17 protein-coding genes and 1 pseudogene are annotated in these 22,235 nt (G+C 66.4%); 6 read left to right on the forward strand and 12 right to left on the reverse strand.

What is annotated here, in order from left to right:
* Nucleotides 1-39: 39 nt before the first annotated feature.
* The 7 genes and pseudogenes from QTI68_RS00860 to QTI68_RS00890 all read right to left on the reverse strand — a co-directional run.
* Nucleotides 40-501: a lecithin retinol acyltransferase family protein gene (locus QTI68_RS00860; protein WP_286519006.1), complete on the reverse strand. Its 462-nt coding sequence runs from the start codon at nucleotides 499-501 to the stop codon at nucleotides 40-42.
* A 218-nt stretch (nucleotides 502-719) separates the two neighbouring features.
* The gene (locus tag QTI68_RS00865) at nucleotides 720-6,227 is read right to left on the reverse strand and encodes a trifunctional serine/threonine-protein kinase/ATP-binding protein/sensor histidine kinase (RefSeq protein WP_286519007.1); all 5,508 of its coding nucleotides are present in this window, start codon (nucleotides 6,225-6,227) and stop codon (nucleotides 720-722) included.
* Nucleotides 6,224-6,616 (reverse strand): response regulator transcription factor, encoded by a 393-nt coding sequence (locus QTI68_RS00870; RefSeq protein ID WP_286519008.1) that lies wholly within the window; start codon nucleotides 6,614-6,616, stop codon nucleotides 6,224-6,226. Before QTI68_RS00870 ends, QTI68_RS00865 begins: the two co-directional genes overlap by 4 nt.
* 124 nt (nucleotides 6,617-6,740) lie before the next feature.
* Complete coding sequence (locus QTI68_RS00875) at nucleotides 6,741-7,493, reverse strand: response regulator transcription factor (protein WP_353506386.1); 753 nt, start codon at nucleotides 7,491-7,493, stop codon at nucleotides 6,741-6,743.
* 36 nt (nucleotides 7,494-7,529) lie between these two features.
* The gene (gene msrA, locus QTI68_RS00880; RefSeq protein WP_286519010.1) at nucleotides 7,530-8,033 is read right to left on the reverse strand and encodes a peptide-methionine (S)-S-oxide reductase MsrA; all 504 of its coding nucleotides are present in this window, start codon (nucleotides 8,031-8,033) and stop codon (nucleotides 7,530-7,532) included.
* A gap of 113 nt (nucleotides 8,034-8,146) precedes the next feature.
* On the reverse strand, nucleotides 8,147-8,614 hold the full coding sequence (locus tag QTI68_RS00885; RefSeq protein ID WP_286519011.1) for an Ohr family peroxiredoxin: 468 nt from the start codon (nucleotides 8,612-8,614) through the stop codon (nucleotides 8,147-8,149).
* 392 nt (nucleotides 8,615-9,006) lie between these two features.
* Nucleotides 9,007-9,429 (reverse strand): annotated as a pseudogene (locus tag QTI68_RS00890) (aldehyde dehydrogenase family protein); the annotation flags it as partial.
* A gap of 152 nt (nucleotides 9,430-9,581) precedes the next feature.
* Here QTI68_RS00890 and QTI68_RS00895 point away from each other — a divergent pair.
* The gene (locus QTI68_RS00895) at nucleotides 9,582-10,823 is read left to right on the forward strand and encodes an MFS transporter (RefSeq protein ID WP_286519013.1); all 1,242 of its coding nucleotides are present in this window, start codon (nucleotides 9,582-9,584) and stop codon (nucleotides 10,821-10,823) included.
* Between the two features lie 94 nt (nucleotides 10,824-10,917).
* On the opposite strand, the gene QTI68_RS00900 is transcribed toward QTI68_RS00895, so the two are convergent.
* The 5 genes from QTI68_RS00900 to QTI68_RS00920 are packed head-to-tail and all read right to left on the reverse strand — an operon-like array spanning nucleotide 10,918 to nucleotide 16,029.
* The gene (locus tag QTI68_RS00900; protein WP_286519014.1) at nucleotides 10,918-12,354 is read right to left on the reverse strand and encodes an aldehyde dehydrogenase family protein; all 1,437 of its coding nucleotides are present in this window, start codon (nucleotides 12,352-12,354) and stop codon (nucleotides 10,918-10,920) included.
* A gap of 15 nt (nucleotides 12,355-12,369) precedes the next feature.
* Nucleotides 12,370-13,299 carry a dihydrodipicolinate synthase family protein gene (locus QTI68_RS00905; RefSeq protein WP_286519016.1) on the reverse strand — a complete coding sequence of 310 codons (930 nt, stop codon included), beginning with the start codon at nucleotides 13,297-13,299 and terminating at the stop codon, nucleotides 12,370-12,372.
* Nucleotides 13,296-14,396, reverse strand: a complete 1,101-nt coding sequence (locus tag QTI68_RS00910) for an aldose epimerase family protein (RefSeq protein WP_286519018.1) — start codon at nucleotides 14,394-14,396, stop codon at nucleotides 13,296-13,298. The genes QTI68_RS00905 and QTI68_RS00910 overlap by 4 nt, the downstream gene beginning before the upstream one ends.
* Nucleotides 14,393-15,277 carry an SMP-30/gluconolactonase/LRE family protein gene (locus QTI68_RS00915; RefSeq protein ID WP_286519019.1) on the reverse strand — a complete coding sequence of 295 codons (885 nt, stop codon included), beginning with the start codon at nucleotides 15,275-15,277 and terminating at the stop codon, nucleotides 14,393-14,395. Before QTI68_RS00915 ends, QTI68_RS00910 begins: the two co-directional genes overlap by 4 nt.
* Complete coding sequence (locus QTI68_RS00920) at nucleotides 15,268-16,029, reverse strand: SDR family NAD(P)-dependent oxidoreductase (RefSeq protein WP_286519020.1); 762 nt, start codon at nucleotides 16,027-16,029, stop codon at nucleotides 15,268-15,270. Before QTI68_RS00920 ends, QTI68_RS00915 begins: the two co-directional genes overlap by 10 nt.
* A gap of 156 nt (nucleotides 16,030-16,185) precedes the next feature.
* Between QTI68_RS00920 and QTI68_RS00925 the strand changes: the two genes are divergently transcribed.
* From QTI68_RS00925 to QTI68_RS00945, 5 genes are read left to right on the forward strand one after another with little or no spacing between them, the layout of a single operon-like run.
* Nucleotides 16,186-17,928, forward strand: a complete 1,743-nt coding sequence (locus QTI68_RS00925; protein ID WP_286519022.1) for an IlvD/Edd family dehydratase — start codon at nucleotides 16,186-16,188, stop codon at nucleotides 17,926-17,928.
* 55 nt (nucleotides 17,929-17,983) lie between these two features.
* Nucleotides 17,984-19,090 (forward strand): ABC transporter ATP-binding protein, encoded by a 1,107-nt coding sequence (locus QTI68_RS00930; RefSeq protein WP_286519023.1) that lies wholly within the window; start codon nucleotides 17,984-17,986, stop codon nucleotides 19,088-19,090.
* Nucleotides 19,087-20,013: a carbohydrate ABC transporter permease gene (locus QTI68_RS00935; protein ID WP_286519025.1), complete on the forward strand. Its 927-nt coding sequence runs from the start codon at nucleotides 19,087-19,089 to the stop codon at nucleotides 20,011-20,013. Before QTI68_RS00930 ends, QTI68_RS00935 begins: the two co-directional genes overlap by 4 nt.
* A gap of 1 nt (nucleotide 20,014) precedes the next feature.
* The gene (locus QTI68_RS00940; RefSeq protein ID WP_286519026.1) at nucleotides 20,015-20,851 is read left to right on the forward strand and encodes a carbohydrate ABC transporter permease; all 837 of its coding nucleotides are present in this window, start codon (nucleotides 20,015-20,017) and stop codon (nucleotides 20,849-20,851) included.
* A 35-nt stretch (nucleotides 20,852-20,886) separates the two neighbouring features.
* Nucleotides 20,887-22,227, forward strand: a complete 1,341-nt coding sequence (locus QTI68_RS00945; RefSeq protein ID WP_286519027.1) for an extracellular solute-binding protein — start codon at nucleotides 20,887-20,889, stop codon at nucleotides 22,225-22,227.
* Nucleotides 22,228-22,235: the final 8 nt, after the last annotated feature.

Below are 22,235 nucleotides of genomic sequence, written 5' to 3' on the forward strand. Positions count from 1 at the left end.
CATGGTTGGAGGCTCTGAACCTTGGTTCAAGGCACGCCTTCAATTGAGCAATGGCAGTGCGTCGCGGGTGGACGTCCACCCGTTGATGAGTGCCGTGAGGAGTTGAGCGGCGAAGGTCAGCGCGCGCGGATTCGACAGCAGGCGCTCCACTTGCGAACTGCGGGCGACTCCGACGGCGCACCAGGAGCAGAAGTGCTCGCAGTTGTTGCGCAGTACGTCGTACGCGCCTTCGCCCAGGCGAGAGCAGGCACGCGCCACGACTTCGAAGTCGGCGAACACGGCTTGAGCCTCATCGTGCACATGAACCGAGCGGCCACCGGCGAACTCCGCGAGGCTGACCTTCGCGATCCGGCCGCGGCGCAGCGACGAGGACAGACCCTGGTAGTGGACAACCTGGCCTGCTCCGACGTAGATGCCGTGGTGCGTGTACCAGCGGCGAGGCGTCACGATGTGCGCGCCGAGCGGAAAGTCCACGTCTGGCCAAACGGTCGTTTGCATCATGAACTCCTCGGCAACCCCTGGCTGCATTCGGGTGTGACTGCAAATGTTCACAACCCGGGAGTCAGGATGCCGAGGACTGCGGTTGGCTTGTATTGCGCCGTGGTCGAGCGCTTCGACCTGCTGGTATCGACGCACGCGATGGCTGCACGCAAATCGCGGGTGTCTTCAACAAGGGTGCCAGGAACCCGCACAAAGGGTTGGGCGAACTGAACCTTGGTTCAGGGAAGCACTGGCAGCGTGAACCTGAAGGTTGCGCCGCGCGGTTGATCGGCGCCTGCCCAGAGCCGGCCACCGTGGGCATCGATGATGGAGCGGCAGATCGGAAGGCCGATCCCCAGTCCGCTGGCCTTGGTGGTGTAGAAGGAGTCGAAAACCCGGTCGAGATCGGCCGGCGCGATGCCGGGGCCCGAGTCGCCGACCGTGACGAGTTGTTGGCCTTCCGACGGGGTCGATTCGGTGCAGATGACGAGCTTCCGCTCATTCGCGTCGACGCCGCCCATTGCGTCGATCGCGTTGAGGATGAGGTTCAGCATCACCTGCTGCAGTTGCACCCGATCGCCGCGGATCTGCGGCAGTCCCTCCGCGAGATGCGTCTCTACCAGGACCTGATTCTTCGATAGCTCTCCCCGCACGAGTGCGATGACGTTGTCGATGGCATCGTTCAGGTCCACGCTTTCCCTCCGGGGAGGCGCCTTCCTGACTTGATCGCGGATTCTCCCGACGATGCTGCCAGCCCGGTAAGTGTCGCTCACCACGCACTCCAGAGCCTCAGCGACTTCCGCAAGCTCCGGGGGATCCCTGGCGAGAAAGCGCAATGCCGCGTGAGCGTTGTTGCGTGCCGCACCGATCGGCTGATCGACTTCATGCGCGATGGATGCGGCAAGTTGCCCCAGGGTGGCCAAGCGGTTCGCGTGTGCCAATTCCGTCTGCACCTCGCGCATGTCGTCCGCGGCGCGCTTTCGCTCCGTCAAGTCGAGTACGAATGCGACGCCTTGGTACGCGTCCTCTTCGAATGTTGCGGCGCCGATCAGGACGGGGACGCGTCCGCCATCCTTCCGGAAGAATTCCTTTTCATAAGGCTGCACCCGACCCGTCGCCTTCAGCTCCGGGACCAGGGTCTGATCTTCATGCTCGCGCCACTCTGGCGGCGTCAGGTCCGTCCAGCGGATCCGCCCCGACGACAGATCTTCCTCGTCGTATCCCAGCATGAGAAGAAAAGCCCTGTTCGCCTGCAGGATCCTGCCTTTGAGGTCCCAGAAGAAGATCCCGATGATGTTGGCGTCCACCAGGCGTCGAATCCTGGCCTCTCGTTCGGCAAGGTCGCGGTACAAGCGCGCGTTCTCCATCGAGATGGCGGCCTCCGACGCCAGCAGCTTGAGGACCGCCATTCGAGCGGGGGTAAAAGCGCCGATCGTCAGGTTGTTCTCCAGGTACAGCATCCCAAGCATCCTGGTCTGCTTGAGTATCGGCAGGCAGAGCAATGACCGCGCGCGGTGCTCCCGGATGTAGTCGTCGGCCGAGAACGGGTTCTCGCCCGAGGCGTCGTGCAGCAGTACGCTCTCTTTGGTACGCAGTGTGTAGCGGAAGACCGAACCCGGCAGGTCTGCTGCGGTGACGTTGGTCCGCCGGATTTCGACCTGCGCCTTGTCGCTGCGGATCGTCGCTTCCGCCTCGATCCGAAAATCGTCCCCTCGCGCAAGGATCAGCACACCCCGTTCGGCGCCGGCATGCTCGATGGCCGTGCGCACCAGGGTGTCGATCAGCTTCTCCAGGACGATCTCGCCCGACAGCGCCTCGGAGACCTTCATCACAGTTGCGAGGTCGAGGTGTTCGACCGTGGTCTGAATCGAGGCGCCGGGCTCGGGGATCGCCTTGCCCGCCTGCAACCGCGGATGCAACTGCTCGAGCTGTCGAGCCTTGCCGTCGGCGCCCCAGCGGAGGTAGCAGTCATGGGCATCCCTCAGGTAGGCCATCGCAATCTTCTCGAAGCCGCGCGCCGCGTAGAAGCACCCGGCACGCTCATTGGCGATCGCTTCGTTGTTGACGAAACCGTGGGTGTGCGCCGAGCGAATGGAGCGCTCGTAGAGGTCCTGGGCTTCGAGCACGTGGCCGCCGATCCTGGCGATCTCCGCCCCGACGAGCGCTGCTCGACTCTCGAAGGTGACAGGGTTGTGCTCGGACCACACTTCGATCTGCTTGTGGTGACCCGCCAAGGCATCGAGATGCAGCTGTTTCTGGCCGGGCGCGGCGGACTCGCAAGCCGCAGCGCGAGCAAGCGCGGCATAGAAATGAAAGTCGGCGGCTTCGAAGTTGGCCGCCGCGCGCCAGAGCAGCCGTTGCGCATTCAGCGCCGCGTCAATTGCGGAAGAATGGTCGCCCGCAAGACATCGCGCCTGCAACTTGCGAACCCAGTAGTAAAACTCGGGAAGCCCCAGATTCGGCTCGCTGGCCAGGCGGTGCTCGGCTTCACGCTCGCTATACCCCTCGTGATCCAGCAGGCCGAAGCGCGTGTTCAAGCCGCGCAGCGTCCGTGCCAGCCCGAGCTGCGCGCTGCAAGTCGCATGGACAAGACCCATCTGGGCTTTGCTCGAGAATGCCAGACCGTCCTCGGCTTCTTTCTGGACTTCGGCGAGATGATCTCCCACCGCCAGCCTGATTGTGATCGATCGTTCCAGGCTATACCCCGCAAATGCGATCTCGCCGTTTCGGTACGCGACATCGAACGCTCGGCGCACCAGCTCGAGCCCGCTTGCTGGATGCTTCGTCCACGGGATGACCAGTGAACCCACGCACAGATAGGTCCGTGCCTGGTAGCGGACCAGGCCGCGTTTCTCGACCAGGTCATATCCCAGCTGGCCGAAGCGGAATCCATCCTCGTAGTTGTCGAAGCGAGGCCCTGAAAAGAACGCCATCCAGACGTAGCCGAAGCACGACGCATCGCAATTTCCGTGTTCGAGGCTGAGACCGACGAGGCGGCAGACGACGAGCGACGCCAGGTGCTCGTCGAAGTAGAAGGACGGCAGGGCAGCTTCCAGAAAGACGTCGAAGGTGTCCAGCACCTCGGAGTCCGTGATCAGAGGGAGGTCCAGCAGATCCTCGATCTGGCGACTGCCAAGGAGCGTCCGCGTCCGCTCGTACTCGCGCATCGCATCTTCGCGCGTTGGATGAATCGACCAGACGGTGCCGTCGCCGCGGAGCCAGTCAAGGAATACCCCGAGCCCTTGGTCGCTCTTGTCCCAGGTGGTGTAGAGCGCGATCCTCAAACGCGTGGCCGCGATGTGGTCGTGGCGGCAGCTTGCGCGTTGAGCCAGGTGCGCGAGTCGCATCTCGGCGGCAGGCAGGTCCCCAGTCAACAGCTCACACTCCGCGACCAGATACTCGATGGAAAACATGAGTTCGTAGTTGCGTTCCCAGGTCTTCTTGCTCAGCAAGCCGAGGCCGGCATGGAGATACTTGAGAGCCGACTCGAACGCCGTCGAGAGCCTGGCGCGCCGGCCCGCGATCAGGTTCAGGTTGGCGACGCGCTCGCGCTCCGCGAGCGAATCGATGAGGTGGGCGCCGCGGTTCAGCTGATTGACAATTTCGAAGATGGCCTCTTCGCGCTTCTCGGGGGGCGTATGTTCGGCCAGAAGCGTGCCAAGGCGCAGGTGCGTCGCGGCACGCAGTTCCTGGGGAACGAGCAGGTAGGCCGCCTCTTGCACACGGTCATGCAGAAAGCGGTAGCCGTCGTTCGACCGGAATATCAATCCGGCCCGCGCCGCCTCCCACAAATGATCGTGCAGTTCCTCGATTGACTCCTGGCAAGCCATTCGCAGCACGTCGAACCCGGCGCTGCTTCCCAGGCAGGCAAACTGATGCAGGGTCTTCTGAGTTGCCGACGGCAGGCGGTTCAGCTTCCCGAGCATCAGCGCCACGACATTGTCGGTGTAGCCCTTCGCATGGATGAGACCCAGATCCCACGACCATCGACCTTCTTCGTAGTCGAAGGCCAGCAGACCCTCGTCTGCCAAGCCGGATATGAACTGGATCGCAAAAAATGGATTGCCACTCGTCTTCTCGTGGATCAATTGCGCCAAGGGGGCGACGCGCTCAGGTCCACAGCGAAAGGAATCCGAAAGCAGGTGGGTCAAATGGTCGCGGTCCAGCGGGGCGAGCACGATTTCCTGCAACGCAGTACCGGCCTGGCGGATGGCGTCCAGCTTGCGCACCAGGGGGTGGGTGGCGCTGACCTCGTTGTCTCGATAGGCGCCGATCAGCAGAAGGTTCTTGACATCGGAGGACGTCAGCAGGTTCTCGATCAGGTCGAGGGTGGCCGAGTCCAGCCATTGCAGATCGTCAAGGAAAAGTGCGAGCGGATGCTCGGGCCGTGCGAACACCCCGATGAAGCGCCGCAAGACCAGCTGAAAGCGCCCTTGCGCATCTTGCGCGGCAAGTTCGGGCACAGGCGGCTGTTCCCCGATGATGTGCTTGAGTTCCGGGACCAGCTCGACCATGAGGAGTCCGTGCGGATCGAGCGCCTCGTGAAGCGCTTCGCGCCATCCGCCCAGCTCTTTTTCGTCCTTTGCCAGAAGCGGCCGGATCAGCCCCTGAAAGGCCTGCGCGAGCGTGGCATAGGGGATGTCGCGTTTGTACTGGTCGAACTTGCCCGCCGCAAACAGGCCTCGCGGCGGGACGAGCGGCTTTTGCAGCTCATTGACAACCGCGGATTTGCCGATGCCCGAGTACCCGGAGACGAGCACCAGTTCGGGCCCGCCGCCGGCGATGGTGCGATCGAAGGCCGCGAGCAGAGAGGCGACCTCCGATTCGCGCCCGTACAGTTTCTCGGGGATCATGAGGCGATCTGGCGCGTCGTGACCTCCTGGCGCGAAATCATGAATGCGGCCGTGCGTGTTCCATTCCGTGAGGCAGCGGCGGAGGTCGCGCTCGACGCCGGCCGCTGACTGATAGCGCTGCTCGACGGTCTTGGCCAGCAACTTCATGACGATGCCGGAGACCGCGGCCGGAATGCTCGCCAATCGCTCGCTGGGGTTGATCGGCTGCCGCGCGATATGGGAATGCACCCACTCCATCGGGTCGGTTGCCGTGAACGGAAGACGGCCGGTCAGCATCTCATAGAAGGTGACTCCGAGCGAGTACAGGTCGCTCCGGGAATCGATGGAGCGATTCACCCGACCGGTCTGCTCGGGCGCCATGTAAGCGAGCGTTCCCGCGATGAATTCGGGAGGTTCGGGCGCCTGCCTTTCGCGCGGCAGGCGCGATGCAATGCCGAAACCGGTGAGCCAGACGCGCTCGGTCGTTGAATCCACGATCACATGGGCGGGCTTGAGGTCCTTGTGGATGAGCCCACGTCCATGAAGTCGACCCAGTGCGGCCGACATCGCCGTCGAAATTCGCAGGAACAGGCCGATTTCCATGGCTTGGTGCATCAGGCGATCCAGAGGCGCACCACCTGCAAAGTCGACGACCAGCATCGTCTGTCCGGCCTCACGCACCAGTTCTACCGGGCGCAATGCCCATGCCGCGTCGAGATGATCCTTGAGTTCGTACTCGTGTGCGAGACGAAGGATCTGTCCTTGATTCGAATGCCCGGTGCCGGAAACCACAGGCATGAAGGCGTGTCGGTCGCGGTCGGCGCCATCGCTGATCAGTCTGCAGAAGGCGCGCTCGGCGTCTTTCCACAGCACTTCTGAGCAGACATCGCCGGAATCGCGGCCGAGCGCATTCATGGTGCAACTCGCGGCTTGGAGCCGCCGGCGACGGCACGGCGAAGACAATCCATCAAGACGGCCTCGTCCAACGGCTTGTGGAGGTAGCATGCGACGCCCAGGCCCAACATGCGTTGCCGGACGCCTTCTTCCGCGTGGGCCGTGATCAGGATCGTCGGGATCGCGCGCCCCATCGCGATCAGGTACTCGCACAGATCGACACCCGTCATGTCCGGCATATGAACGTCAGTGACCAGGCAAGCGGTAGCTGGCAGGAGGGACGACGCAAGGAACTCGCCAGCCGACGGAAACACCGCGACTGCATAGCCGTGCGATTTGAGCAGTCTTCGCAGCGAGTCGCGAAAGGCCTCGTCGTCATCGACGACGGAAACTAGGGACGGCTCAACCAAATCTGCCTCCGGTGGATTCGCAGTCGCGTCAACCTGACCGACAGGAGGCCGAGCACCGCGCCAGCAAAGAATACTGCCGAAGCGTGCCCGGATCTCTAAGCCTTGGTTTAGGCAGCCGGCGGGACTAGGGGCGCTCGGCCTTCTTCGGCAACAGGTTGAGCTTGTCCGCCATCCGGCAGAGTTCCGGAAGAGATGCGGCTTCGATCTTGTGCATCATGTTGCTTCGATGAACTTTCACCGTGGTCTCGGTGATGCCCAGGTCGCCTGCAATCTGCTTGTTCAGGCGGCCCTGCACGACCTGGATCAGGATGGCGCGCTCTCGAGGCGTCAGTTCTTCGAATCGGGCCTTGAGCGCGCCCAGCGATTGCTGGTTCTCGCGGCGTGCGCGGTCTCGACTGAGCCCCACGTTCACTGCGTCCAGCAGTTCCTGATCCCGGAATGGCTTGGTCAGAAACTCGATGGCGCCGGCCTTCATCGCCTGCACGGTCATCGGAATGTCTCCGTGTCCGGTGATGAAGACGATGGGCAGCGTTTCACCCGCGGCGGCAAGATCGCGTTGAAACTCAAGCCCGCTCCTTCCCGGCATCCTCACGTCGAGAACCAGGCATGTAGGGCTGTCGGGCGGCTCGGAACTCACGAACTCGGCAATCGACGCGAACGCCCGGGCGTGCAGCCCCGCCGACCGCAACAGTCGTTCGAGCGAATCGCGAAATTCCGTGTCGTCGTCGATGACCACGACGCAGGCATCCGAGTCCGGCACGAGTTTCGTCAGCGATTGAAGTTCCACCAGGAAGCGCTCCAGGCTTGCAGGTTGTACGGCCGGGGCTTGTTCGAGCCCGATCCTCCCACGCAATCCGCGTTGGCAGGCAATGACCACGGTGCCGTCTCGGTCATGGGACCACCGCCGCTCTCGCTAGCGGCTGGGCAGTTTCCAATCCGGCCGAACATAGTGGCACGTGTATCCGCTCGGATAGCGCTCGAGATAGCTCTGATGTTCCGGCTCGGCCTCCCAGAACGGGCCCGCGGGAACGATGTCGGTGCTGACATCGCCGGGCCACAGGCCCGATGCGTCGACGTCGGCCACGGTGTTCTCGGCCACCTGCTTCTGCGCGTCGTCGAGATAAAAGATGGCTGAACGGTAGCTGGAGCCGACATCGTTGCCCTGGCGGTCCACCGTCGTCGGGTCATGGATCTGGAAGAAGAATTCCAGGATCTGGCGAAACGACACCTGGCGCGGATCAAACACGAGCTCGAGCGCCTCAGCGTGGGTGCCATGGTCGAGGTAGGTGGCGTTGGACACGTCGCCTCCGGTGTAGCCCACGCGCGTGGACAGCACGCCGGGATGGCGCCTCAGCAGTGCCTCCATGCCCCAGAAGCATCCGCCGGCCAGGATCGCGGTTTCGGATCGTGTGGTCATTACAGTTCTTTCGGTCAGTGGTTTCGCCTTCGCTTGCCTGTTGGGCAAGGGATGGCACGGGCTGGCGGCCCGTTCGGCGCTCCGGGAGAAGGCGAACGGGCCGCGCGGTGGCCTTACACCGCCACGGCGTCCGTCGAAACGACGCTCGTGACGACGTCGATGTTGCCGTGAACGGCCTTCGAGTACGGGCAGACGTTGTGCGCCGCGCGCGCAATCGCATCGGCCACCTCGGGCGCAACGCCCGGCATGCGGACGTCGATTCGAGCCTGGATGAAGTACGCGGCGCCGGTCATGCCGAGATCCACTTCGATGTCGACCGACATGTCGGTGGGGAGCGTCACCTTCTTCGTCTTGGCCACGAGGCCGAGTGCGCCCGTGTAGCAGGCCGACCAGGCGCCGGCGAACAGTTGCTCCGCGGTCGGATGCATCTGGATCGCGTTGAACTCGATCTCGTTGCCGGCCTTTCCGGGAATCGAGAGTTGAATGTCGACGCGTTCATCGCCGCGTGGGGCACCTTCACGGCGGCTGGCCGTCGTATGGGTCTTGCCTGTGAGCAGCACGGTCTGGATCTTGGTAGTCATTGCGGAGTCCTCTTCGGTTGGTTGGAAGGCGGGGCTGCAAATGTTCACAACCCGGGAGCAAGGATGCCGGGCATCGTGGTTGGCTTGTATTGCGCCCTGGTCAGGCAAGTCGGTCCCTCGGTATCGACAAGCGTGACTGCCGCACGCGAAATGCAGGAGGTCGCCAACCATCAGCCGGAAAACCGTGCGCAAGATTGTGCGAACTGAACCTTGGTTCAGTGGGAGCTGACGGGGGAAAATTCCAAAGACGCGACGGTCTGGATCGCCACTTGCAAAGAGGAGGCGCGCAGGAAGGCAGCGCAGATTTCAGTGCGGTGCTCGGGCGGACGAACGACTCGACACCAGGCGAGCCGGCACGGCGTCCGACCCGAGAAGCGCTGCCAAACCTTTCTTCAAGCCAACGTGTAGGCCGTCTTCACCACCGTGAAGAACTCCTGCGCATACCTGCCCTGCTCGCGCGGCCCGTAGCTCGATCCCTTGCGGCCGCCGAAGGGCACGTGGTAGTCCACCCCCGCCGTCGGCAGGTTGACCATCACCATCCCGGCCTGGCTGTGGCGCTTGAAGTGCGTCGCGTGCTTCAGCGAGGTGGTCGCGATGCCCGCCGACAGCCCGAACTCGGTGTCGTTGGCGGTGGCCAGCGCCTCCTCGTAGTTCTTCACCCGGATCACGCTCGCCACCGGACCGAAGATCTCTTCCTTGTTGATGCGCATCGACGCGGCCGACTCGCTGAACAGCGCCGGCGACATGTAGTAGTCGCCCCTGCAAATCTTTCCTCTCCCGCATGAACGCTGGATCCGAGCGACATTTCCGCCGCCTAAATCTCCCAGATCTGATTGCCCGGGGTGCTGATTCCTGGGAGATTCCCGCATGCCCGAGTCTGCCGACACTCCCGATTTCTTCCGCCCCCTCCTGGTCGAGATGATCGACCTGCGCCACCCGCTGGCGGTGCCGACCAAGCTCCATTGAGATGAGCTGCTCCGATCACGGCCCGCGCCGCGCCGTCTCCTTCGCTCTGCTGCTGCCGCTGCTACTGGCCGCGCAGCCGGTCGCCACCGATAGTTATCTGCCGGCGCTGCCTGAGATCGCCCGCGACCTCGGCTCGGCCAGCAGCAGCCTGACCGTGTTCGTGCTGGCCTTCGGCATCGCCCAGCTCGTGTGCGGGCCGCTGGCCGACCGCTTCGGACGCCGGCCGGTGCTGCTGACGGGGCTGGCCTGTTATACGGTAGCGGCGGCCGGCTGCGCGCTGGCGGGCAGCGCGGACGCTCTGGTGGCCTGGCGCGCCGTGCAGGGCGCGGCCATGGCGTCCATCCTGGTGTGCGCTCGGGCCGCGGTGCGCGACCTGTATCCGGCCCATGAAGGGCCGCACGTCATGGCCCACGGCCTGAGGGGCTTGGGCATCGCGGCCCTGGTGGGGCCGATAGCCGGTGCGTGGGGAGTCCAGACCGCAGGCTGGCGCTGGGTGCTGGCGGCGATGGGCGTCTACTCGCTCGCGTTGCTGGCGTTGTGCTGGCGCACTTTCGGCGAGACGCGGCAAATGGCGGCGGGGCCGGCCCCGGTCCTCGCATCCGTATCCACTGGCGGTATGCGCCAGGTGTTCGCCAGCCCCAGCTTTCGCGCCTGGACGGCGCTGACCGCGACCACCTACGGCGGCATCTTTTGCTTTTTGCTGCTGTCGCCGATGGTGTACGTCGACCTGTTTGGCCTGTCGCCTGCGCTCTACGGCTGGATTCCAGCGGGCGGCTCGCTGGTCTACATCCTCAGCATCACATGGTGCCGGCGTTTGCTATCGCGGCGCGGGCCGGTGCGCACGGTGCAGTTGGGCGCCTCGCTCAGCCTGCTGGGGCCGTGCATCCAGATTGCCGGCTGCGTGCTGGCGCCGACCTCGCCCGTTCCATTGCTGGTAGGGCACGCGGTGTACGCACTGGGCAATGGCATTCACCAGCCTTGCGGCCAAGCGGGCGCGGTGGGTGACCTGCCGCCGCAGCTGGCCGGGCGGGCCGTGTCGTTTTCGGGCTTCGTGATGATGTGCGTGGCCTTCTGCGCCGGCCAGTTGGCGGCGGGCTTTGTCGACCCGACGATGCGCCATGGTGCATGGCCGATGGTGTTGCCCATGGCGCTGGCGGGCGTTGTGCTGGTAATGATCGCCTTTGTGTGGCTGCCGCGGTTGTATCCGGTGCGGGCGGCGGAAACGGTTCAGCCCGGTTCCTAAGGCTGTCGCGCAGTTTGCCGATGACATCCTTGCCATCGGTCAGGCCGCCCACGGTGCCGACCTGCTCGGCATCGAGCAGCGTGAGGCCGCAGGGTCAGGCCAAGGTGTACGCAGTCTTCACCACCGTGAAGAACTCCTGCGCATACCTGCCCTGCTCGCGCGGCCCGTAGCTCGACCCCTTGCGCCCGCCGAAGGGCACGTGGTAGTCCACCCCCGCGGTCGGCAGGTTGACCATCACCATGCCCGCCTGGCTGTGGCGCTTGAAGTGCGTCGCGTGCTTCAGCGAGGTGGTCGCGATGCCCGCCGACAGGCCGAACTCGGTGTCGTTGGCGGTGGCCAGCGCTTCTTCGTAGTTCTTCACCCGGATCACGCTCGCCACCGGACCGAAGATCTCTTCCTTGTTGATGCGCATCGACGCCGCCGATTCGCTGAACAGCGCCGGCGACATGTAGTAGCCGTCGGTCTCGAGCTTCAGCCGCTCGCCGCCCGCGGCCAGCGTGGCGCCCTCGCCCTGGCCGATCGCGATGTACTCCAGGTCCTGGTCGAGCTGCGACTTCGAGGACACCGGACCGATGTCGGTGCCCTGCGCCAGCGCATCGCCGACCTTGATCTTCGCCATCCGGGCCTTCATCGCCTCGATGAACTTCGGATAGATGCCTTCGGTCACGATCAGCCGGCTCGACGCCGTGCAGCGCTGGCCGGTCGAATAGAAGGCGCTCTGCACGCTGAGCTCCACCGCCTGGTTCAGGTCGGCGTCGTCCAGCACCACCTGCGGGTTCTTGCCGCCCATCTCGAGCTGCACCTTCTTGTGGTTCGTCGCGCACTGCACCGCGATGTTGCGGCCCACGCCGACCGAGCCGGTGAAGCTGATCGCGTGGATGCCCGGGTGGTTGACCAGCGCATCGCCGATCACGCTGCCGCGGCCCATCACCAGGTTGAACACGCCCGGCGCAATGCCCGAGCGGCTGATGATTTCGGCCAGCGCCCAGGCGCAGCCCGGCACCAGGTCGGCCGGCTTCATCACCACGCAGTTGCCGAAGGCCAGCGCCGGGGCGATCTTCCAGGCCGGGATGGCGATCGGGAAGTTCCACGGCGTGATCAGGCCGACCACGCCCACCGGCTCGCGCGTGATCTCGATGCCGATGCCCGGGCGCACCGACGGCAGCACCTCGCCCGACAGGCGCAGGCATTCGCCGGCGAAGAACTTGAAGATCTGGCCGGCGCGGGTGGCTTCGCCGATGCCTTCGGCCTTGGTCTTGCCTTCTTCGCGCGCCAGCAGCGTGCCCAGCTCTTCCTTGCGCGCCAGGATCTCGTTGCCGATCTTGTCCAGCGCCTCGGAGCGCGCCTGGATGCCGCCGGTCGACCAGGCCGGGAAGGCGGCGGTGGCGGCCGCCACCGCGGCGTCGACCTGGGCCGCGTCGCCTTGCGCGTACTGGCCCAGCACGTCGCCCAGGTTGCTCGGATTGACGTTCGGGCTGTAGCTGGCCGCTGCGCGCCATTCGCCGTTGATGAGGTTGTCGAAGTTCTGCATGGTTCGCTCCTTCGATCAGCGCGCCCAGCGCAGGACCTGCGCGTCGAGCCGGCGCGCGGTCTCGATCAGCAGCTTGCGCGCGGCCGGCTGGATGGCCGGGAAGGGATGCCGCGGCGCCTCGCAGGCGATCACGCCGCCTTCCTTCATGAGCGACTTGGCGGCCAGCGGACCGCACTGGCGGTTCTCGATGTTGATGAGCGGCAGCCAGCGCTCGTAGCCCGCGATCGCCTCGTCGCGCCGGCCTTCGCGCCAGGCGTCGAGGATCGGGCGGATGCCGTCGGGAAAGCCGCCGCCGGTCATGGCGCCGGTCGCACCGGCATCGAGATCGGGCACCAGCGTGATCGCCTCCTCGCCATCCCAGGGCCCTTCGATCGCATCGCCGCCGAGGCGGATCAGCTCGCGCAGCTTGGCCGCGGCGCCCGCGGTCTCGATCTTGAAATAGGCCACGTTCTCGATCTCCTTGGCCATGCGCGCCAGGAAGGCCGGCGACAGCGGCGTGCCCGCCGCCGGAGCGTCCTGGATCATGATCGGAATCGTCACCGCATCGGAGAGCCGTTGATAGAACTCGTGGATCTGCGGCTCGCCGACCCGGAAGGTCGCGCCGTGGTAGGGCGGCATGACCATCAGCATCGATGCGCCCATGGCTTGCGCGCGCTGGCTGCGTTCGGCGCAGACCCGGGTGCTGAAGTGCGTGGTGGTCACGATCACGGGCACGCGCCCGGCGACGTGCTCGAGGATCGCGCGCGTCAACACTTCGCGCTCGTCGTCCGCGAGCAGGAACTGCTCCGAGAAGTTGGCGAGGATGCACAAGCCGTTGGAACCGGCATCGATCATGAAGTCGACGCAGCGCTTCTGGCTCTCGAGGTCGAGCTCGCCGGTTTCGGTGAAGGGGGTCGGGACGACCGGAAACAGGCCTTGGTAGCGGGGAGTCGTGGTTGCAGTCATGGGGTTCTCTCGGTGGGATGGGGGGCGCACAGCCCGAAGCGGTGCACCGTCGTGCTCGAATGGATCTCCCCCGCGCGCAGCAGGGTCGAGGGGAAGCCGGGCTGGTTCGGTGCATCCGGAAAGTGTTGGGTCTCCAGGCACAGGCCGTCGCCCTGCCGGATGGCCTGCCCGTTCGCGCCCGGCAGGCTGCCGTCCAGGAAGTTTCCTGAATAGAACTGCAGGCCGGGCTCGGTGGTCTCGATGTCCATGACGCGGCCCGACACCGGGTCGGCCAGGCGGGCGGCGAATCGCAGGCCGGGCCTGTCGGCCGGGTCCAGCACCCAGTTGTGGTCGTAGCCTCGTGCGCGCAGCAGCTGGGGATGTCCGTCGCGGATGCGCTCGCCGATGGTCGTCGCCGAGCGGAAATCGAAGGGGGTTCCAGCCACCCCGGCAATGCCCTCCGGGATCAGCCCCTCGTCGACCGGGCAATAGCGGCTGGCCGCGATCGTGAGCCGATGACCCAGGATGCTGCCCTGGCCCGCGAGGTTGAAATAGTCGTGGTGCGTGAGGTTGACGATGGTCGCGCGATCGCTGCGGGCCTCGTAGTCGATGCGGTATTCGTTGTCCGCGGTGAGCGTATAGCGCACCCGGATCTCTGCGCGCCCGGGGTAGCCCTGGTCGCCGTGCGCGCTCACCAGTGAGAGCGCGAGCGCCACGCTGCCGTCGCCCGCGGGAGGCACAGGCTCGATGTCCCACCAGCAGCGGCCGAAGCCGCCGGGGCCGCCGTGCAGCGCGTGGGGGCTGCCGGCGTCGAGCGCCAGCTGGAACGGCTCGCCGTCGATCGAGAACCGGCCGTGGGCGATCCGGTTGGCATGGCGGCCGACGATGGTCCCGAAGTGCGGATTGCGCGCCTCGTAGTCCGCGAGCGATGCGAGCCCCAGCACGATGCTCTCGGCCCTGCCGTGGCGGTCCGGCACGCGCAGCGCGGTCACGATGCCGCCCAGGTTGATGGCACTCAGCGACAGGCCCGCGCCGTTGTCGAGGGTGTACTCGAAGACCTCGCGGCCATCGGCCAGCGTGCCGAATTCGCGCCGGTCGGTCCGCGCCGTCACGTTCACGGCGCCCCCGCGAAGCGCGATTCCGGCAGGCCGCGCCAACCCGTTTGCAGGACGAACACGCCGCCGGCCTCGGGCTGCGCCTGCAGCTCGGCAGCCGAGAGGCCGGCCCGTGCGGAGGTCACATAGAGCTGGTCGAGGTCCGCGCCGCCGAAGGCCGCGCAGGTCACCTGCGACGCCGGCACTTCGAAGCGGGCCGACTCGCGGCCGGCGGCGTCCCAGCGCACCACGCAGCTGCCGCGCCACTGCGCATTCCAGAGGCCGCCGTCGGCGTCCACCGCCGAGCCGTCGGCGAAGCCATCGCTCTCGCGCAGCCGGACGAAGACCCGGGGCGTCCCGATGCGGCCATCGGCCCCGTAGTCGACGCTGAAGATCGTCCGCGTCGGCGAATCGGCGTAGTACATCGTGCTGCCGTCCGGGCTGAAGGCGATGCTGTTGCCGACACCCGCCGGCGGCAGCGCCAGGCGCTCGATCCGCAGGTCGGGATGGACGCGATAGAAGTGCCCGACCGGCGCCTCCGCCGGGTTGAACATGCCGAACACGAAACGTCCCTGGCGGTCGCAGCGGCCATCGTTGATGCGGGTCTCGGGCTGCGCGGCGTCGACCGGCAGGATCGGCGACAGCGTCCCCTGCGCCAGGTCGAACAGCGCGATGCCGGAGGCCAGCCCCAGCAGCAGCTGCGAGCCGCCCTCGCACAGGGCGAAGCTGCCAAGGCGCTCCGGCAGGGTCCATTGCCGTGTCCGGCCCTGCGAGGCGTCCCAGCGATGCAGGGTGGTGCCCTCGATGTCGGTCCAGTAGAGCGCGCCCGTGCGCTCGCACCACAGCGGGCATTCGCCCAGCCGGGCCCGGGCATCGACGAGCAGCTGCGCCTTCATCAGGTCCATCCCCCGTCGACCACGAAGTCCTGGGCCGTGCACATGGCGCTGTCGTCGGCCGCCAGGAACAGCGCCATCCGCGCGATGTGCTCCGCCATCAGCGGTTGGTTGATGCACTGGCCGCGCGCGATCTCGGCGCGCGCCGCATCATCGACCCACAGCTTCAGCTGCTTTTCCGTCATCACCCAGCCCGGCACCAGCGTGTTGACCCGGATGTTGAAAGCACCGAGATCGCGTGCCAGGCTGCGCGTGAGCCCCTGCACCGCCGCCTTGGCGGTCGTGTAGACCGGCATCCCTCCCTGCTTGAGCTTCCAGCTGATCGAGCCGAAGTTGACGATCGAGCCGCCGCCGAGCTGGCGCATGTCCTGCGCCACGCTGCGGGCGGCGAAGAACTGGTGCCGGAGATTGACCGCGATGCCCGCATCCCAGGTCTCGGGCGTGGTGTCCTCGATGCGGTGCCGGCGATCGTTGGCGGCGTTGTTGAGCAGCACGGCGATCGGGCCGTGGCGACGCCGCACGGCCTCGATGGCGGCTTCCAGCGCGGCTACATCGGTCAGGTCGGCGGCGACGAAGAGCGGCGCGTGCCGGGCACCGGCCAGGCGCTGGGCGAGCGCGGCGCCCGCGGTGTCGATGTCGATGAAGCCGACCCTGGCGCCCTGCGCCGCGAACTGTTCGACGAGGGTGGCGCCGATGCCGGTCGCACCGCCCGTGATCAGGACAGTGCGGTCGGCCAGGCTCGGATAGTGGGCAAAGGCGGTCATGGTGGTGCCCGCGAAAGCGGGAAATGCTTCAGTCAGCCGATTATGTAGTCATACTTAATGACAAGAAAATGGGTAAATCTAGGGGTTTCCCCGAGGCAATAGGCATTAATAGTCTTACTATATTTGCGGCTTCGTTCAATCCCCACGAAAGCATCCATGTCGAAGTCGCCCGTCAAGCTCAGGTCCGCCGAATGGTTCGGGACCGCCGACAAGAACGGATTCATGTACCGCAGCTGGATGAAGAACCAGGGCATCCCCGACCATGAATTCCAGGGCAAGCCGGTCATCGGGATCTGCAACACCTGGTCGGAGCTGACGCCCTGCAACGCCCACTTCCGCAAGCTCGCCGAGCACGTGCGGCGCGGCATCATCGAAGCGGGCGGCTTTCCGGTCGAGTTCCCGGTGTTCTCCAACGGCGAGTCGAACCTGCGCCCCACCGCGATGTTCACCCGCAACCTCGCGAGCATCGATGTCGAGGAATCCATCCGCGGCAATCCGATCGATGGCGTCGTGCTGCTGGTCGGCTGCGACAAGACCACGCCGGCCCTGCTGATGGGCGCGGCCAGCGTCGATGTGCCGGCCATCGCGGTCAGCGGCGGCCCGATGCTCAACGGCAAGCACCAGGGCCGGGACATCGGCTCGGGCACGGTGGTCTGGCAGCTCTCCGAGCAGGTCAAGGCCGGGACCATCACCCTGCACGAGTTCATGTCGGCCGAGGCCGGCATGTCGCGTTCGGCCGGCACCTGCAACACCATGGGCACGGCCTCGACCATGGCCTGCATGGCCGAGGCGCTGGGCGTCACGCTGCCGCACAACGCGGCCATCCCGGCGGTCGATTCCAGGCGCTACGTGCTGGCCCACATGAGCGGCATCCGGATCGTCGAGATGGTGCGCGAGGACCTGCGGCTGTCGAAGCTGCTGACACGCCAGGCGTTCGAGAACGCGATCCGCACCAACGCCGCCATCGGCGGCTCGACCAACGCCGTGATCCACCTGAAGGCGATCGCCGGGCGCATCGGCGTCGAGGTCGCGCTCGACGACTGGACGACCATCGGCCAGGGCACGCCCACCCTGGTGGACCTGATGCCTTCGGGCCGCTTCCTGATGGAGGACTTCTACTATGCGGGCGGCCTGCCGGCCGTGCTGCGCCGCCTGGGCGAGGCCGGCCGCCTGCCGCATCCCGATGCGCTCACCGCCAACGGGCAGTCGCTCTGGGACAACGTCAAGGACGCCCCCTCCTACAACCCCGAGGTCATCCGCGACTGGGACACCCCGCTGGTCCCGGACGGCAGCATCCGCGTCCTGCGCGGCAACCTCGCGCCGCGCGGCGCGGTGCTCAAGCCCTCGGCCGCCACCGCGCGCCTGCTGCGGCACCGGGGCCGCGCGGTCGTCTTCGAGAACCTCGACGACTACAAGGCGCGGATCGCCGATCCCGAGCTCGACGTGACCGCCGACTCGATCCTGGTGCTCAAGAACTGCGGCCCGCGCGGCTACCCGGGCATGGCAGAGGTCGGCAACATGGGCTTGCCGCCGAAACTGCTGGCGCAGGGCGTGACCGACATGGTCCGCATCTCCGATGCGCGCATGAGCGGCACCGCTTACGGCACGGTGGTTCTGCACGTCGCCCCCGAGGCCCGCGCCGGCGGCCCGCTGGCGGTGGTCCGCGAAGGCGACTGGATCGAGCTCGATGCCGACACCGGCCGCCTGCACCTCGAGGTGAGCGACGCCGAGCTCGCCGACCGGCTCGCGACTTGGGCCGCCGGGCAGCAGACGGACCCGGCCGACGGCTCGGGCTACCGGAAGCTCTACGTCGAACACGTCATGCAGGCCGACGAAGGCTGCGATTTCGACTTCCTCGTGGGCAGTCGCGGCGCCGGGGTGCCGCGGCATTCCCACTGAACTTGCCGGGGCCCCGAGGGACCCGGCGCACACGACCCGAACACTGGAGACAAGCATGGCAGGCATCACACTCACGGGCATCGACAAGCGCTACGGCAGCGTCGATGTGATCAGGAACCTCGCACTGGCCGTGGAGCCGGGCGAGTTCCTCGTCTTCCTCGGCCCTTCGGGCTGCGGGAAATCCACCCTGCTGCGCATGATCGCGGGCCTGGAGCCGGTTTCCGGCGGCGAGATCCGCATCGCCGACCGGGACGTGACGCACCTGCCGCCCGGTGCGCGCGACGTTGCGATGGTGTTCCAGCACTACGCGCTCTACCCGCACATGACGGTGTACGACAACATGGCCTTCGGCCTGCGCAACGTCGGCGTGGCCGAGGCGGAGATCGATCGCCGGGTGCAGGAAGCCGCGCGCATGCTCGAGCTGGTGCCGCTGCTGCAGCGCAAGCCGGTGCAGATGTCGGGCGGCCAGCGGCAGCGCGTGGCGATCGGCCGGGCGGTGGTCAAGGAGCCGGCCGCCTTCCTGTTCGACGAACCGCTGTCGAACCTCGACGCCGCCTTGCGCGCCCGCACCCGCATCGAACTGGCCCGCCTGCACCAGCGCCTCAAATCCACCATGGTGTTCGTGACCCACGACCAGGTCGAGGCCATGACACTGGCCACCCGCATCGTGGTGATGAACCAGGGCCGCATCGAACAGATCGGCCGCCCGATGGAAATCTACCGCCATCCGGCCTCGCGCTTCGTGGCCGGCTTCATCGGCTCGCCGGCGATGAACTTCATCGACGTGACGCGGGCCGACGGCGCCGATGGCCGCGCGGCCGTGCGCCTGCCCGACGGCACGCTGGTGCAGACCTCGGTCGACGCGGGCTCGCTGCCCGCCGGTGCGACCCTCGAGATGGGCGTGCGCCCCGAATCGCTGGCCATCGAACGCTCCGACGCCGCCGGCGTGCTGGTCGGCACCGCCGAAGTGGTCGAGCGGCTTGGCGACCAGACCCATGCGCACATCGCGCTGCGCTCGGGCGGCACCGTGGTCGCGCATGCGGCACGCGACAGCGAGATCATGGCCGGCGACGTCATCGGCCTGCGCCTCGACCCCGCAGCGGTGCACTTGTTCGATCCCTCGGGCGCCGCGCACCACGCGGCGGCGCGGAGGGCTCCATGAGCGCGACCCTTTCGGCCGCCACCCCGGCGCCCGCCCGCCGGCGTGCCACGGGGGCCCGCAGCGGATCGCGCTGGAGCAACGCGCTGTTCATCGTGCCCTTTCTCGTGGTCTACCTGCTGCTGCTGGTGCTGCCCTTGCTCAAGGGCATCTACATGAGCCTGCAGGACGTGGACATGCTGTCGCAGACGGCAGACTTCGTCGGCTTCAAGAACTACAGCGACCTCTGGCACGACGACATCTTCCGCGGCGCGGTGCGCAACACCTTCGCCTTCGTGGCGATGTCGACGCCGGTCTTCGTCGCGCTCGGCCTGGGCCTGGCGCTGGCCCTGAACCGGCCCGGCCGCACGGCCGCGGCACTGCGCGCGATCTTCTTCGGCTCTTCGGTGTTGTCGGTCACCATCGTCACGCTGGTGTGGAAGCTGGTGCTGATGCCGCACCAGGGCCTGCTGGCCAATCTGACGCATGCCACCGGGCTGCCCGACCTGTCGCCGCTGACCTCCGAGGCCTGGGCGCTGCCGACGGTCGCGGCCGTCACCGTGTGGTGGATCATCGGCCTGCCGATGATGCTGTTCCTCGCCGCCCTGCAGCAGGTGCCGGGCGAGGTCTACGAGGCCGCCGCGCTCGACAACGCCAGCCGCTGGCGCACCCTGTGGCACATCACGCTGCCGGCGATCCGGCGCACGGTGGCGCTGGTCGCGGTGATCGAGGTCATCCTGCAGTTCCAGCTGTTCGGCCAGGCCCAGCTGCTGACGCAGGGCGGCCCGAACAACAGTTCGCGGCCGATCGTCCAGTTCATCTACGAGGCCGGCTTCCAGCACTGGACGCTGGGCGCCGCGGCCGCCGCGTCGCAGGTGCTGTTCGGCATCATGCTGATCGCGATGGCCGTGCAGGTCTACATCTCCAGCCGCAAAGAGAGCTACTGACATGCAGAACATCGTAGGCAAGAGCCTCGGCAACCGCCTGGTCCTCGGCGCCGTCATCGCGCTGGCCGTGGTCTGGATCGCGCCGCTGGTGTGGGTCTTCGCGCTCTCGTTCAAGCCGAACGAGTTCCTCACCGTGCGCACCGACGTGATCTTCTCGGGGCCTTTCACGCTGAAGAACTACACCGACATCATCGGCACCTCGTCGGTGTTCCGCTGGACCATGAACAGCGTCATCGTTTCCGTAGTGCAGACCTTCGCGATGCTGGTGCTGGCCTCGCTCGCGGGCTACGGCTTCGCGCGCACCGAGTTCCCCGGCAAGAACCTGCTGTTCTTCGCGGTGCTCGCCGGCCTCACGGTGCCGGAGCAGGCCATCATCGTGCCGCTGCACCTGATGTTCGCCGACCTCGAGATGCACAACACCTACACGGCGCTGATCCTGCCCCGCCTGGCGACGCCCTTCGGCGTCTACCTGATGACGCAGTACTTCAAGGCCATACCGCGCGACATCGAGGAGGCGGCCATGCTCGACAACGCGTCGCGCCTGAAGATCTTCTTCAAGGTGATCCTGCCGCTGTCGATCCCGGCCCAGGCCACGCTCGGCATCTTCACCTTCCTGCATGCCTGGAACGACTACCTGTGGCCGCTGATCTCGGCGTCCAAGCCCGACATGTACACGCTGACCCTCGGGCTGGCCTCGACGCAATCGAATTTCGGCCAGTCCGAAGGCATCGGCTACCTGATGTCGCAGGCCGTGTTCGCCGGGCTCCCGGTGTTCATCCTCTACTTGTTCTTCCAGAAATACATCATCGCGGCCGTGTCCGGCACGGCCGCGAAGTGACCCCCCAGACCACCATCCCCAGGAGACAGACTCGAATGACTACGACAGCCACCCGCGCACTCATCGGCCTCGGCCTCTGCGCCGCATTCTCGGGCGCCGTGCAGGCGCAGCCGAAGACCGAGATCACGCTCTCGCGCTTCTTCGGTTCCTGCGAGGCCGACTACGGCAAGTCGACCGACGTCAAGGCCGCGCGCGGCGAATGCGGCGTGATCACCACGCTGGTGAACCAGTTCAACGCCACCAACAAGGACAACATCGTCGTCAAGCCGCAGATCGTCGAATGGGGCCCGTACTACGACCAGCTGACGGCCCGCATCGTGGCCCGCGACGTGCCGACGATCGCCGTGATGCACGAATCGTCGCTCGGCGACTTCGTCAGCCGCAAGCTGATCGAGCCGGTGGACGACAGCTTCAAGGCGGCCGGCATCGACACCGCCGAGTACAGCGACCATGCCAAGGCCGGCACGCAGTTCAGCGGCAAGACCTATGCCCTGCCCTTCGACACCTGGGGCTGGCTCTGGCACTTCAACCTCAACCTGATGAAGAAGGCCGGCCTCACCAAGCCCGACGGCACGCCCGTGATGCCGACCACGCCCGATGAATTGCTGGCGCAGGCGCGCAAGTTCAAGGAAGCCACGGGCAAGCCGTACTTCTCGTGGACCACCGTGAATTCCACCTCGCCCAACATGCGCACCTTCCTGTCGCTGTTCTACCAGCAGAACGGCGCCGAGCTGTTCAAGGGCGGCGCCAAGCCGCAGCTCGACATGAAGTCGCCGCAGGCGACCAAGGCGCTGACCCTGATGAACCAGATGTACAGCGAAGGCCTGGTCATGACCGGGCTGGACTACGGCGCGGCCAACCAGGCCTTCGTCAACGGCGAGACCGGCGTGGTGGTGGTCGGCACCTGGAAGATCGACGACTTCGTGGCCCAGGCCGAGAAGCCCGGCACGGCGCTCAGCAATGGCTACGCGGTGTACCCCTTCCCCAAGCTGCTCGACCGCAAGTCGGAGTTCGCCGACGGCCACACCTGGGTGATGCTGAAGGGCGGCACCAAGGACGAAGCCCAGCGCAAGGCGGCGCTCACCTTCCTGAAGTTCCTCTGGGACAACGACGGCGAATGGGCCCGCACCGGCCACCTGCCGGCCAACAAGACCGCGCTCAACAGCGCCGCCTTCAAGGCCTTGCCGATGCGCAGCAACATCGTCGAGCTGTCGTCGACCGGCCGCGGCATGCCGCACAGCATCCCGCGCCAGCGCGCGATCGAGATCGCGGTCGACCAGGAGATCGGCAACATGATGGTCAGCAAGAAGCCGCTGGCGGAGACGCAGGACGCCGCGGAATCGCGCGTGAACAAGCTGCTCGATTCCGTGCGTTGAGCGCCCAC

The organism is Variovorax sp. J31P207, assembly GCF_030316965.1.
Lineage (GTDB): Bacteria > Pseudomonadota > Gammaproteobacteria > Burkholderiales > Burkholderiaceae_C > Variovorax > Variovorax ginsengisoli_B.